We start from the raw sequence: 12719 nt of genomic DNA on the forward strand, positions 1-12719 counted from the left end.
CTGTCGGGCAGTCGGCTTGGACACCTTCGGTGTAGTCGGCCACTAGGGTGGGTATGGGGCGCAAAGAGGCGAACGGACCGACCCACAGATGACACCCCGACAACGACCTGTGCGTTCGCCCGGGGTGAGTACTCGCAGAACACTCCGGCGATGATGCGGCCCAGGGCCGGGCCGCGGAGGAGCCGGACAAATCGGAACCGTCCGGTGACGATGCGGTCCGCTCACACGGACCGGGGAGGAACCGGGCGAATCGGAACGGAGTGATTGGTGCCCGGTCGTGTCGAGATCGATGACGTCCAGCCCGTCGTCTCATGCGGTACGTATCCCGCCAAAGCGGTCGTCGGGGAGGTAATCCCGGTCCGCGCCGCGGTATGGCGGGAAGGTCACGAGGCGGTGGCGGCCACCCTGGTGGTGCGCTACCTCGGAACTCGCTATCCGCAGGTGACCGAGGTCCGCCGGATCAAGGCGGTGCAGGCCCCGGACACCGATGTGAAGCCGGCGGGAGCGCCGCCGGAAGATCGTGTCAAACCGCTACACCTGCCGATGTCACTGGGCTTGGAACCGTATGTGTTCCATGGTCAATTCGCTCCGGACCGGGTAGGTCTGTGGACGTTTCGCGTGGACGGCTGGGGTGATCCGATTCATACCTGGCGTCACGGGTTGGTCGCGAAACTCGATGCGGGCCAAGGCGAAAAGGAACTGTCCAACGACCTGTTGGTCGGGGCCGCGCTGTTGGAACGCGCCGCGACGGGTGTGCCGCGCCAGCAGCGCGGACCGCTGTTGGAAGCCGTTACGGCGCTGCGGACGCCGGGCGATCCGGTGACCCGAACCGCGTTGGCGCTGACACCGGAGATCGCCGATCTGCTGGACGAGTTCCCGTTGCGGGAGTTGGTCACCCGCGGTGAGCAGTTCGACGTCTGGGTGGATCGGCCGCTTGCTCACTTTGGCTCGTGGTACGAGATGTTTCCGCGTTCGACCGGTGGGTGGGACGCCGACGGCAAACCGGTACACGGCACCTTCGCCACTGCGGCGGCCGCGTTGCCCCGGATCGCCGAGATGGGATTCGACGTCGTCTACCTGCCGCCGATCCATCCGATCGGCAAGGTGCACCGCAAGGGGCGCAACAACAATCCCACCGCCGCCCCCGGCGATGTCGGCTCACCCTGGGCGATCGGCAGTGACGAAGGCGGCCACGACGCGGTGCACCCGCAGCTGGGCACCATCGATGATTTCGACGACTTCGTCGCCACCGCACGCGATCTGGGCTTGGAAGTGGCCCTGGATCTGGCGCTGCAATGCGCCCCGGATCACCCGTGGGCGCGCGATCACCGCAACTGGTTCACCGAATTGCCAGACGGCACCATCGCCTACGCGGAGAACCCGCCCAAGAAGTACCAGGACATCTATCCGATCAACTTCGACAACGACCCGGCCGGTCTCTACGACGAAGTCCTGCGCGTCGTGCGGCACTGGATCGACCACGGTGTCAAGTTCTTTCGCGTCGACAACCCGCACACCAAGCCACCGAACTTCTGGGCGTGGCTGATCGGCCAGGTCAAATCCGTCGACCCCGACGTGTTGTTCCTGTCCGAGGCCTTCACTCCCCCGGCCCGTCAGTACGGTCTGGCCAAACTCGGATTCACCCAGTCCTACAGCTATTTCACGTGGCGCACCGCCAAATGGGAGCTCACCGAGTTCGGCAACGACATCGCCCGACTCGCCGACTTCCGCACCCCGAACCTCTTCGTCAACACCCCCGACATCCTGCATGCGATCCTGCAGCACAACGGCCCGGGAATGTTCGCCATCCGGGCGGCGCTGGCAGCGACCATGAGTCCGGCCTGGGGGGTGTACTCGGGATACGAGCTGTTCGAGCACCGCGCGGTGCGCGAGGGCAGCGAGGAATATCTGGATTCGGAGAAGTACGAACTACGTCCCCGCGACTTCGCCGGCGCGCTGGCGGCCGGGAATTCGTTGGAGCCGTTCATCGCCCGGCTCAACGAGATTCGGCGCCTGCATCCCGCACTGCAGCAGATGCGCACCATCCACTTCCATCATCTGGACAACGACGCCCTGCTGGCCTACAGCAAGTTCGACCCGGCCACCGGCGACTGCGTCCTGGTGGTCGTCACCCTGAATGCTTTCGTGGCCGAGGAATCGACGCTGTGGTTGGACATGGAGGCACTGGGTATGGAGCCCTATGACCGATTCTGGGTCCGCGACGAGATCACCGGCGAGGAATACCAATGGGGCCAAGCCAATTACGTTCGCCTCGATCCGGGCCGGGCAGTGGCGCACATCGTCAACATGCCCGCCATTCCCGAAGAATCCCGAATCACGCTGCTGCGCAGGAAGTGAGAGGTAATGAATCGGACTGATCTCGCCACGACACATCTGGCACCCGACCCCGACGAGTTGGGACGCCTGGTCGCCGGCGTGCACCACAACCCGCACAGCATTCTCGGCGCCCACGAATACGGTGACCACACGGTGATCCGGACCCTTCGCCCGCACGCGACCAGCGTCGTCGCGCTCGTCGGCGAGCAGCGATTCCCGTTGCAGCACATCGACTCCGGACTGTTCGCTGTCGCACTGCCCTTCGTCGACCTGGTCGACTACCGGCTCGAGGTCGCCTACGACGGCTCCGGTACGCACGTCGTGGCCGACGCCTACCGATTCCTTCCGACGCTGGGCGAAGTCGATCTGCACCTGTTCGCCGAAGGCCGCCACGAACGGTTGTGGGAGGTGCTCGGCGCCCATCCCCGTTCGTTCACCACACCCGACGGCGTCGTGACGGGCGTATCGTTCGCGGTATGGGCCCCGAATGCCAAGGGCGTCAACCTGATCGGCGAGTTCAACGGGTGGACCGGTTACGACGCCCCGATGCGGGTGCTGGGCTCCTCCGGTGTCTGGGAGCTGTTCTGGCCGGACTTCCCCGTCGACGGTCTCTACAAGTTCCGGGTGCACGGCGCCGACGACGCCGTCGTCGATCGCGCCGACCCGTTCGCCTTCGGTACCGAGGTGCCGCCGCAGACCGCATCCCGCGTCACGGTCAGTCAGTACAGCTGGAGTGACGAGGACTGGCTTGCGCGGCGCGCGCAGCGCAACCCGGTATTCGAGCCGATGAGCACCCTGGAAGTCCATCTGGGCTCCTGGCGGCCCGGACTCAGTTATCGTCAGCTTGCTCACGAGTTGACCGAATATGTTGCGGAGCAGGGCTTCACCCATGTCGAACTGTTGCCCGTCGCCGAGCATCCGTTCGGCGGCTCGTGGGGCTACCAGGTCACGTCGTACTACGCGCCCTCCTCGCGCTTCGGCACGCCCGACGAGTTCCGCGCGGTCGTCGACGCCTTGCACCAGGCCGGTATCGGCGTCATCGTGGACTGGGTTCCTGCCCATTTCCCCAAGGACGCATGGGCGCTGGGCCGCTTCGACGGGACCCCACTCTACGAACATTCCGATCCCAAGCGCGGCGAGCAGTTGGACTGGGGGACTTACGTTTTCGACTTCGGGAGGCCCGAGGTGCGAAACTTCCTGGTCGCCAACGCGTTGTATTGGCTGCACGAGTTCCATATCGACGGGCTGCGGGTGGACGCGGTGGCATCGATGCTCTACCTGGACTACTCACGCCCGGAAGGTGGTTGGACGCCGAATATCTACGGCGGGCGGGAAAATCTGGAGGCGGTGCAATTCCTGCAGGAGATGAACGCCACCGCCCACAAGGCGGCCCCGGGGATTGTCACCATCGCCGAGGAGTCAACGTCGTGGCCGGGCGTGACCCGGCCGACCAACCTTGGTGGCCTTGGGTTTTCGATGAAGTGGAACATGGGCTGGATGCACGACACGCTCGACTACCTGAGCCGTGACCCGATCTACCGCAACTACCACCACCACGAGATGACGTTCTCGTTGCTGTATGCGTTCAGCGAGAACTACGTGCTACCCCTGAGTCACGACGAGGTGGTGCACGGCAAGGGGACGCTGTGGGGCCGGATGCCCGGCGACAATCACGCCAAAGCGGCCGGCCTGCGCAGCCTGCTCGCCTACCAGTGGGCCCACCCCGGCAAGCAGTTGCTGTTCATGGGCCAGGAGTTCGGGCAGCGCGCCGAGTGGTCGGAGGAACGCGGCCTGGACTGGTGGCAGCTCGACGAGCAGGGCTTCTCCAACGGAGCGTTACGGCTGGTCCGCGACATCAACGCGATCTACATCAGCCATCCGGCGCTGTGGAGCCAGGACACCACACCCGAGGGCTACTCCTGGATCGACGCCAATGACTCGGCCAACAACGTGTTGAGCTTCCTGCGCTACGGCAGCGACGGCTCGGTCATGGCGTGCGTGTTCAACTTCGCCGGCGCCGAGCACAGCAACTACCGTCTCGGCCTGCCCCTGGCGGGACGCTGGCGGGAGGTGCTCAACACCGACGCAACGGTCTACAACGGCTCGGGGATCGGCAACCTCGGCGGGGTCGACGCCACCGACGATCCCTGGCACGGGCGGCCCGCGTCAGCGGTGATGGTGCTGCCGCCCATGTCAGCGCTCTGGCTGGAACCCGAGCAACGCTGACCCCGCGAGCAGACGCAGAATCGCACTCAGGCGAGCGCTATAACGCGATTCTGCGTCTGCTCGCGCTGGGAAAAGACCTCAGTACAGTGCGTTGGCCAGGTTGCGCCGTCCGGCGATCACCTCCGGGTCAGCCGGGTCGAACAACTCGAACAGTTCGATCAGCCGGGTGCGAACTTTGGTGCGCTCGTCTCCGGATGTGTTGCGCACCAACGCAATCAGCCGGGCGAACGCTCCACTGACGTCCTGGTTGAGGAGCTGCACGTCAGCGGCGGCGAAAGCGGCTTCGATGTCTTGCGACGCGGCATCGGCGGCCAGGACGGCGTCCGGACGCTGCGCGGTGGCGCGGGTGAGGAACTCGATCTGGCGGATGGCGCCCTTGGCTTCGACGCTGCCCGGATTCGCCTCCAGCACCGCCTGGTAGGACTCCTTGGCCGCGGCGAAGTCGCCCGCGTCCAGATCCGCGCGCGCCTTGGCCAGCACCGGGTCGACCGGTGCCGACTCTCCCGACGCCGGCGCACCCCGGAGCTTGCCGGCAGTCGCTTCGAGCAGCTTGTCGATCCAGCGCCGTAGCTGATCGCCTTCCTGCGGACCCTGAAAGCTGGAGATCGGTTGCGCCGCGGCCAGTGCCACCACCGTCGGGACGGCCTGGACGCCGAACACCCGGGCCATCCCCGGCGAGGCGTCCACGTTGGCGGCCGCCAGCGCCCACTTGCCGTTGTCCTCCGCGGCCAGGCCGGCCAGCGTCTCGAGCAACTCGACGCAGACCTCGCTGCGCGGCGACCACAGCAGCACGACGACGGGCACCTCGTCGGAACGGTTGATAACTTCGTCTTCGAAGTTGGCCTCGGTGACCTGAATGATCTGCGCGGCGCCGGGCCCATCCGGCTCGCCTCCCGCCGGGCCTGTCGAAGCGCTCGCCGCGTTCTGTTGAGCGCGCTGTTTGAGACCGGACAGGTCGACCGCGCCGGCCAGCGCAGGCCCGATCGGGGGTCGAGGACGTGTCACGCCGTTAAGTCTGTCACGCCGCCCGCCGCAGTCGTGAGCCGGTCACGGCGGCACCGAAAACCGCACGTACCGACCGGTAACTTAGCGATATGACCAATCTCACAAAGCCTGCGGCCGTCGCTGAATGAGCCGTCGCCAGCAAACTCACGGAGCACGCAGGATGAGCGCGTCGCCCTGTCCGCCGGCGCCGCACAACGCCGCTACGCCATAGCCCGATCCGCGCCGCGCCAATTCCAGCGCCACGTGCAGCGTGATGCGAGCGCCGGACATGCCGATCGGGTGCCCGACGGCGATCGCCCCGCCGTTGACGTTGACGATCTCAGGGTCCACGCCGAGTTCCTTGGTCGAGGCCAGCGACACGGCCGCGAACGCCTCGTTGATCTCCACCACGTCCAGCTGGTCGACCGAAATCCCTTCGCGGTCAAGCGCTTTCTTGATGGCATTGGCGGGCTGGGATTGCAGCGTGGAGTCCGGTCCGGCCACCACGCCGTGGGCGCCGATCTCGGCCAGCCAGGTCAGACCCAACTCCTGGGCCTTCTCCTTGTTCATCACCACCACCGCGGCGGCGCCGTCGGAGATCTGCGAGGCGGATCCGGCGGTGATGGTGCCGTCCTTGCGGAACGCCGGCTTGAGGCCGGCCAACGAGTCGGCGGTGGTGTTGGCGCGGATGCCCTCGTCCTCGCTGAACTGCAGCGGATCTCCCTTGCGCTGCGGGATCTGGACCGGGACGACCTCGTCGGCGAATATCCCGTCCTTCCAGGCCGCGGCCGCCCGCTGGTGTGACCGGGCGGCGTATTCGTCCTGCTCCTGGCGGGTGAACTGGTCGACGTCGTTGCGCTGCTCGGTCAGCGCGCCCATCGGTTGATCGGTGAACACGTCGTGCAGTCCGTCGTAAGCCATGTGGTCCAGCACGGTGACATTGCCGTACTTGTAGCCGGACCGGCTGTCGACCAACAGGTGGGGCGCCTTGGTCATGGATTCCTGACCTCCAGCGACCACGACGTCGAACTCCCCCGCCCGGATCAGCTGGTCAGCCAGCGCGATGGCATCGATCCCGGACAGACACATCTTGTTGATGGTCAGCGAAGGCACGTCCCACCCGATGCCGGCGGCGACAGCGGCCTGGCGTGCGGGCATCTGTCCGGCCCCGGCTGTCAGCACCTGGCCCATGATCACGTACTCAACCGCCGACGGCGAAACCCCGGCCTTTTCCAGGGCCGCTTTGATCGCGATGGCCCCCAGATCGCTGGCGCTGAAATCCTTCAACGAACCCATCAACTTGCCGATCGGGGTGCGTGCTCCAGCAACGATCACCGACGTGGTCATCAAACCTCCTAAACGCATACCGAACGGCCGATCGTGCCAACCCGGAGAAGCGGATTCTTCCCCACGAGGTTACCGTTATGTAATGACCACCGATCAAGTTGACGCCCGTCGCAGTCTGGCCACCTCGCTGGTAACCGGACTTGATCACGTCGGCATTGCAGTCGCCGACCTCGACGCCGCGATCGAGTGGTACAACGACCACCTCGGCATGATCCTGGTGCACGAAGAAATCAACGACGACCAGGGCATTCGGGAGGCCATGCTGGCCGTGCCCGGCACCAGCGCGCAGATCCAGTTGATGGCACCGCTGGACGAGACCTCGGTGATCGCCAAGTTCATCGACAAGCGCGGCCCCGGCATCCAGCAGCTGGCCTGCCGGATCAGGGATCTCGACGCCATGTGCGAGCAGCTGCGGTCCCAGGGCGTGCGGCTGGTCTACGAAGCGCCCCGACGCGGCACGGCAAACTCCCGGATCAACTTCATCCACCCCAAGGACGCGGGCGGCGTGCTCATCGAGTTGGTCGAGCCGGCTTCGCGCTGACCGCTTAATACCATTTGCGGGTCGGCCCGCGGTTGGCCCGATTGGCCCAGCACGGCGTGTGCCAGTGTCTGCGGTCCTCCACCGCGATCGGTGACCCGGTCGGCCACACCACCACATGCGCTGTCCCGGAACGGATTTCGTGATCACACCCCGGGCAGCGATAGGTCTTGACCGCGCGGGCGGCGGCGACGGACCGCACTTCGTACTCGTGGCCGTCGGGTCCGGTTTCGAGCCGGCGCGGCAACGGCAGCGGCGACATGGGCCGGGGTTTGCGGCGCCGCGGCATCAGAACAGCCGGTACTCGTCGCTGTCCATCCCCCGCATCTTGTCGTAATCCAGTGTCAGACAACGGATCCCACGATCGATGGCCAGGGTACGGGCCTGGGGCTTGATCTGCTGCGCCGCGAAGACGCCCTGTACCGGCGCCAGTACGGTGTCGCGGTTGAGCAATTCGAGATAGCGCGTCAGCTGCTCGACCCCGTCGATTTCGCCGCGCCGCTTGATCTCCACCGCCACTGAACGTCCCTTTTCGTCCCGACACAACAGGTCGACCGGCCCGATCGCGGTCATGTATTCGCGGCGCACCAACGTGTACCCCTCACCGAGCAGCTGAACGTGCTCGGCCAGCAAGGCCTGCAGGTGAGCTTCCACTCCGTCCTTGACCAATCCCGGGTCGACGCCCAGCTCGTGGCTGGAGTCGTGCTCGATCTCCTCGATGGTGATGCGCAGCTGTTCTCCGGTCTTGTTCTGCACCACCCACACCTGCCCCGGCTCTTCGCTCAGCCAGCACGGCGGGCTCATCCAGTTCAGCGGCTTGTAGGCGCGGTCGTCGGCGTGCACGCTCACCGAGCCGTCCGCCTTGAACAGCAGCAGGCGACGCGCGGAAGGCAGATGGGCGGTGAGGCGGCCGACGTAGTCGACGGTGCATTGAGCGATGACGAGACGCACCCGACACACCTTAGAGCGTGCGACGAACTAGGCTGACGCCACGATGTCGCCCAAGAAGTCACTTGCCGAGAGAATCGCGCGCCGCTTGGGCCGGGTCCTGGAAAAGGTGACCCGTCAAAGTGGTCGGCCGGATACTCCTGCGTTCGGTTCCTGGCTGCTCGGACGCGTTTCGGAGAACCCGCACAGTCGGCGGGTACGCATCCAGGTGATCATGACCGTGATGGTCGGGGGCGCCAACCTGATCGGGATCGGCGTCGCCGTGCTGCTGGTGACCGTGGCCATCCCCAATCCCAGCGTGTTCAGCGAGCACGTGTTGTGGATTACGGCCGGAGTTGCCCCCGCGTATATCGTCCTGGCTCTGGCAGCGGGAATGTATTGGATTACTCGTCGCACCGTCATCTCGCTGCGCTGGGCGATCGAAGAACGCACGCCGACCCGAGAGGACGAACGCAATACGTTCCAGGCGCCCTGGCACGTAGCCGTCGTCGACCTGATCTTGTGGGGCGTCGGTGCGGCGTTACTCACCACCGTCTACGGCATGGCCAACACCAACTTCATTCCGCGCTTCCTCTTCGCCGTGACGTTCTGCGGGGTGCTTGTCGCTACGGGCAGCTATCTCCTCGCCGAGTTCGCGCTGCGCCCGGTGGCCGCGCAGGCGCTGGAAGCGGGGCCACCGCCCCGCCGACTGGCGCCGGGCATCATGGGTCGCACGATGATGGTGTGGATGCTCGGGTCGGGCGTCCCGGTGATCGGCATCGCCCTGATCGCGATCTTCCAGATTGCGTTGCGGAATATGACCGAGACCCAATTCGCCGTCGCGGTCCTGATCGTCTCCAGCGCCACGCTCATCTTCGGTTTTGCGTTGATGTGGATTCTGGCCTGGCTGACTGCGACCCCGGTGCGCGTGGTACGCGCGGCCCTCAAGCGCGTCGAACAAGGCAACCTTCGGGGCGATCTGGTGGTCTTCGACGGCACCGAACTCGGCGAGCTGCAGCGCGGATTCAACGCGATGGTCGACGGATTACGCGAGCGGGAGCGCGTGCGCGACCTCTTCGGCCGTCACGTCGGTCGCGAGGTCGCCCTGGCCGCCGAACGGGATCGGCCCAAGCTGGGCGGCGAGGAACGCCACGTCGCCGTTGTCTTCATCGACATCGTCGCCTCGACGCAGTTGGTGACGAAACGCCCGCCTTCGGAGGTCGTGCAGCTGCTCAACCGCTTCTTCACGATCGTCGTCGAAGAGGTCGATGCTCATCACGGCCTGGTCAACAAATTCGAGGGCGATGCGTCGCTGGCGATTTTCGGAGCCCCGAACCATCTCGACTCGCCCGAGGACGAAGCGCTGGCCGCGGCCCGATGCATCGCCGACCGGTTGGCCGGTGAAATGCCGGAGTGCAAGGCCGGCATCGCGGTGGCGGCCGGCCAGGTGGTCGCCGGCAACGTGGGCGCCAAGGAGCGCTTCGAATACACCGTGATCGGTGAACCGGTCAACGAGGCCGCGCGATTGTGCGAACTGGCGAAATCCAAACCCGGCCGGTTGCTCGCTTCGGCGCAGACGGTCGAAGGCGCCAGCGAAGAGGAGCAGGCTCGCTGGTCGTTGGGCAGGCACGTGAAACTGCGGGGCCACGACGAACGCACCCGGCTGGCCTCGCCCGTCGATCCGGCCGAAATCAAGAAGTAGCTCGACCGGGTAGCCTTCGCCGCATGAGTCCCACGGGGAACGCGCTGGGCAATCTCGCGATCCTGGCGCTCCCGTTCGTCGTTTTTCACGTGCTCGCCGTGCGGGCTGCCGCCGCCAAGTACGGCGACATCTGGACGGCCGGTAAGGACCAAGACCCGCACCGGAAGGGCATGCGCTCTGACGGCGATAGCGGTTGCGGAGGCGGATGCAGCGGTGGCTGCGGCGGCGGTGGCGGCTGCGGCGGCGGTGGCTGTGGCGGCGGTTGCGGCGGTGGATGATGGCGTCTGCAGATCACTCCACAGTGATGTCGCTTTTCCGCTAGTCTCGCCGGCGACTTAGTGTAATTGTCGAAGAGTGCACGAGGATTTCGAACGCTGCTACCGAGCTGTCCAGGCCAAGGACGCGCGGTTCGACGGCTGGTTCGTGACGGCTGTGCTGACCACCCGGATCTATTGCCGGCCCAGCTGTCCGGTTCGGCCACCGTATGAACGGAATGTGCGTTTCCTGCCGACGGCCGCCGCGGCCCAACGCGAGGGATTCCGCGCCTGTAAGCGCTGCCGTCCGGACGCGTCGCCGGGTTCTCCAGAGTGGAACGTGCGCGGTGACGTCGTCGCCCGAGCGATGCGGCTCATCGCCGACGGCACGGTCGACCGCGAGGGTGTCACCGGGTTGGCGGCGCGCCTCGGGTACACCACCCGGCAGGTCGAACGGTTGTTGCAGAGCGAGGTCGGCGCCGGTCCGCTCGCACTGGCCCGAGCGCAGCGGATGCAGACCGCTCGGGTGCTCATCGAGACGACAGATCTGCCGTTCGGCGACGTCGCGTTCGGCGCCGGTTTTTCCAGCATCCGCCAGTTCAACGACACCGTGCGCCTCGTCGCCGACAGCACACCGACGGTGTTGCGCAAGCGCGCCAACGCGCGATTCGGTTGTGCCGGCAGGTCTTTGAACGCGGTGTCGTTGCGCCTGCCGGTACGCACGCCATTCGCCTACGAAGGGGTGTTCGGACACCTGGCCGCCACCGCGGTTCCGGGATGCGAAGAGGTACGGGACGGCGCCTACCGGCGCACGTTACGGCTCTCCGCGGGCAACGGCGTGGTGACGCTGACGCCCGCACCCGATCACGTGCACTGCGTGCTGGTGCTCGACGACTTCCGCGACCTGGCCACGGCCACGGCGCGGTGCCGTCGTCTGCTGGATCTGGACGCCGATCCCGAAGCGGTCGTGGAGGCGCTCAGCGCGGACCCGGACCTGGCGCCGGTGGTGGCCAAGGCGCCCGGGCAGCGCATTCCCCGCACCGTCGATGAGGCCGAACTGGCCGTGCGTACCGTTCTCGGACAACAGGTTTCGACCAAGGCCGCACGGACGCACGCGGCCCGGCTGGTCGCCGCGTACGGTCAGCCCGTGCACGACAGCGCGGGCGCGTTGACCCACACCTTCCCGTCCGTCGAACAGCTCGCGGAGATCGATCCGGTCCATCTGGCCGTCCCCGCGGCCCGTCGCCGAACGGTGAGCGCTCTGGTCGACGGCATCGCCGAGGGGAAGGTGAACCTCGATCCCGGGTGCGATTGGACCCGGGCGCGGCGCCAGTTGCTGGACCTGCCGGGCATCGGGCCCTGGACCGCGGAGGTGATCGCGATGCGTGGGCTGGGAGACCCCGACGCCTTCCCGGCCAGCGACCTCGGCGTCAGACTGGCCGCCGAGAAACTCGGTCTGCCGGCACCCACACGAACGCTGACCGAGCGCAGCGCACGCTGGCGGCCGTGGCGTTCCTATGCGACTCAACATCTTTGGACCACCCTGGAACATCCGGTCAACCAGTGGCCGCCTACAACTCAGAAGGGGATCGCATGACTGTCTACCGCACCATCGACAGCCCGATCGGACCGTTGACGCTGGCCGGGCGGGACGGGACTCTGACGAATCTGCGCATGGTGGACCAGACCTACGAACCGAGTCGGGCCGATTGGATTCCGGACGACACCGCGTTCGCCGAAGTGGCAGCCCAACTCGATGCTTATTTCGGCGGCGAACTGCTCGACTTCGACGTCGAATTGGACATGGGCGGCACGGCATTTCAGCAGCGGGTGTGGCAGGCCCTGCTGACCATCCCCTACGGCCAGACCCGCTCCTACGGAGAGATAGCCCAACAGATCGGGGCCCCCGGCGCCGCGCGCGCGGTAGGACTGGCCAACGGCCACAACCCGATTGCCATCATCGTCCCGTGTCATCGGGTGATCGGTGCCGGCGGCAAGTTGACCGGGTATGGCGGTGGGTTGGACCGCAAGCAGACGCTGCTCGCCTTGGAACGGCGCCGCGCCCACGCAACCCTCTTCTGACATGGCGCGACGCACCCCCGCAAGCGGGGGGTGCCCCCAGCAAAAGGCCCCCATTTCTTAGCGAAATGAGGGGCTTTTGCGGCTGGTCGCGCAATAACAAAAACACCCCCAAATAAATGGGGGTGTTTTTGTGTGTTCGGCGGTGTCCTACTCTTCCACCCGAAAAGGGCAGTACCATCGGCGCTGACAGGCTTAGCTTCCGGGTTCGGGATGGGACCGGGCGTTTCCCTGTCGCTGTGGCCGCCGTAACTCTATTTATTTTGTGCAATCAAGTTGTGTTGATGGGGGGTGTGGTGTCCTCGACACGAATGCCGAGAGACGG

General features: G+C 66.1%; 11 protein-coding genes and 1 rRNA gene. 7 read left to right on the forward strand and 5 right to left on the reverse strand.

The features are described from left to right. Positions 1-267 precede the first annotated feature (267 nt). Positions 268-2358, forward strand: coding sequence for an alpha-1,4-glucan--maltose-1-phosphate maltosyltransferase (locus AC5Y47_RS00650; protein WP_499941034.1), 2091 nt, complete (start codon positions 268-270; stop codon positions 2356-2358). Between the two features lie 6 nt (positions 2359-2364). Continuing rightward, on the forward strand, positions 2365-4563 hold the full coding sequence (gene glgB, locus AC5Y47_RS00655; protein ID WP_499941036.1) for a 1,4-alpha-glucan branching protein GlgB: 2199 nt from the start codon (positions 2365-2367) through the stop codon (positions 4561-4563). A 78-nt stretch (positions 4564-4641) separates the two neighbouring features. Here the strand turns inward: glgB and AC5Y47_RS00660 are convergent, their stop codons facing one another. Both AC5Y47_RS00660 and AC5Y47_RS00665 read right to left on the reverse strand, forming a co-directional pair. Then, positions 4642-5568 carry a co-chaperone YbbN gene (locus tag AC5Y47_RS00660; RefSeq protein ID WP_499941038.1) on the reverse strand — a complete coding sequence of 309 codons (927 nt, stop codon included), beginning with the start codon at positions 5566-5568 and terminating at the stop codon, positions 4642-4644. A gap of 144 nt (positions 5569-5712) precedes the next feature. After that, complete coding sequence (locus tag AC5Y47_RS00665; RefSeq protein ID WP_499941040.1) at positions 5713-6894, reverse strand: acetyl-CoA C-acetyltransferase; 1182 nt, start codon at positions 6892-6894, stop codon at positions 5713-5715. 82 nt (positions 6895-6976) lie between these two features. Here AC5Y47_RS00665 and mce point away from each other — a divergent pair, with 82 nt between their 5' ends. Then, positions 6977-7435 (forward strand): methylmalonyl-CoA epimerase, encoded by a 459-nt coding sequence (mce, locus tag AC5Y47_RS00670; RefSeq protein ID WP_499941042.1) that lies wholly within the window; start codon positions 6977-6979, stop codon positions 7433-7435. Positions 7436-7439: 4 nt separating this feature from the next. Here the strand turns inward: mce and AC5Y47_RS00675 are convergent, their stop codons facing one another. Further along, positions 7440-7721 carry an Rv1322 family protein gene (locus tag AC5Y47_RS00675; protein ID WP_499941044.1) on the reverse strand — a complete coding sequence of 94 codons (282 nt, stop codon included), beginning with the start codon at positions 7719-7721 and terminating at the stop codon, positions 7440-7442. Continuing rightward, positions 7721-8383, reverse strand: coding sequence for an endonuclease NucS (gene nucS / locus AC5Y47_RS00680; protein ID WP_499941045.1), 663 nt, complete (start codon positions 8381-8383; stop codon positions 7721-7723). The genes AC5Y47_RS00675 and nucS overlap by 1 nt, the downstream gene beginning before the upstream one ends. Positions 8384-8426: 43 nt before the next feature. On the opposite strand from nucS, the gene AC5Y47_RS00685 reads away from it, so the two are divergent. From AC5Y47_RS00685 to AC5Y47_RS00700, 4 genes are all read left to right on the forward strand, one after another. Next, positions 8427-10061 carry an adenylate/guanylate cyclase domain-containing protein gene (locus AC5Y47_RS00685; protein ID WP_499941047.1) on the forward strand — a complete coding sequence of 545 codons (1635 nt, stop codon included), beginning with the start codon at positions 8427-8429 and terminating at the stop codon, positions 10059-10061. A gap of 23 nt (positions 10062-10084) precedes the next feature. Beyond that, complete coding sequence (locus tag AC5Y47_RS00690; protein ID WP_499941049.1) at positions 10085-10339, forward strand: hypothetical protein; 255 nt, start codon at positions 10085-10087, stop codon at positions 10337-10339. A gap of 76 nt (positions 10340-10415) precedes the next feature. Beyond that, on the forward strand, positions 10416-11912 hold the full coding sequence (locus tag AC5Y47_RS00695) for an AlkA N-terminal domain-containing protein (protein WP_499941051.1): 1497 nt from the start codon (positions 10416-10418) through the stop codon (positions 11910-11912). Then, positions 11909-12397: a methylated-DNA--[protein]-cysteine S-methyltransferase gene (locus AC5Y47_RS00700; RefSeq protein ID WP_499941053.1), complete on the forward strand. Its 489-nt coding sequence runs from the start codon at positions 11909-11911 to the stop codon at positions 12395-12397. Before AC5Y47_RS00695 ends, AC5Y47_RS00700 begins: the two co-directional genes overlap by 4 nt. Positions 12398-12531: 134 nt before the next feature. Here the strand turns inward: AC5Y47_RS00700 and rrf are convergent. Next, positions 12532-12645 (reverse strand): 5S ribosomal RNA (gene rrf / locus AC5Y47_RS00705). Between the last annotated feature and the right edge of the window lie 74 nt (positions 12646-12719).

The organism is Mycobacterium sp. NGS22 (assembly GCF_059813095.1).

Bases quoted from the DNA above. Each gene is read 5' to 3' on its own strand.
- AC5Y47_RS00690 (WP_499941049.1), top strand. From the start codon at position 10,085: ATGAGTCCCACGGGGAACGCGCTGGGCAATCTCGCGATCCTGGCGCTC.
- mce (WP_499941042.1), top strand. From the start codon at position 6,977: ATGACCACCGATCAAGTTGACGCCCGTCGCAGTCTGGCCACCTCGCTG.
- AC5Y47_RS00675 (WP_499941044.1), bottom strand. From the start codon at position 7,721: ATGCCGCGGCGCCGCAAACCCCGGCCCATGTCGCCGCTGCCGTTGCCG.
- AC5Y47_RS00685 (WP_499941047.1), top strand. From the start codon at position 8,427: ATGTCGCCCAAGAAGTCACTTGCCGAGAGAATCGCGCGCCGCTTGGGC.
- AC5Y47_RS00665 (WP_499941040.1), bottom strand. From the start codon at position 6,894: ATGACCACGTCGGTGATCGTTGCTGGAGCACGCACCCCGATCGGCAAG.
- AC5Y47_RS00700 (WP_499941053.1), top strand. From the start codon at position 11,909: ATGACTGTCTACCGCACCATCGACAGCCCGATCGGACCGTTGACGCTG.
- glgB (WP_499941036.1), top strand. From the start codon at position 2,365: ATGAATCGGACTGATCTCGCCACGACACATCTGGCACCCGACCCCGAC.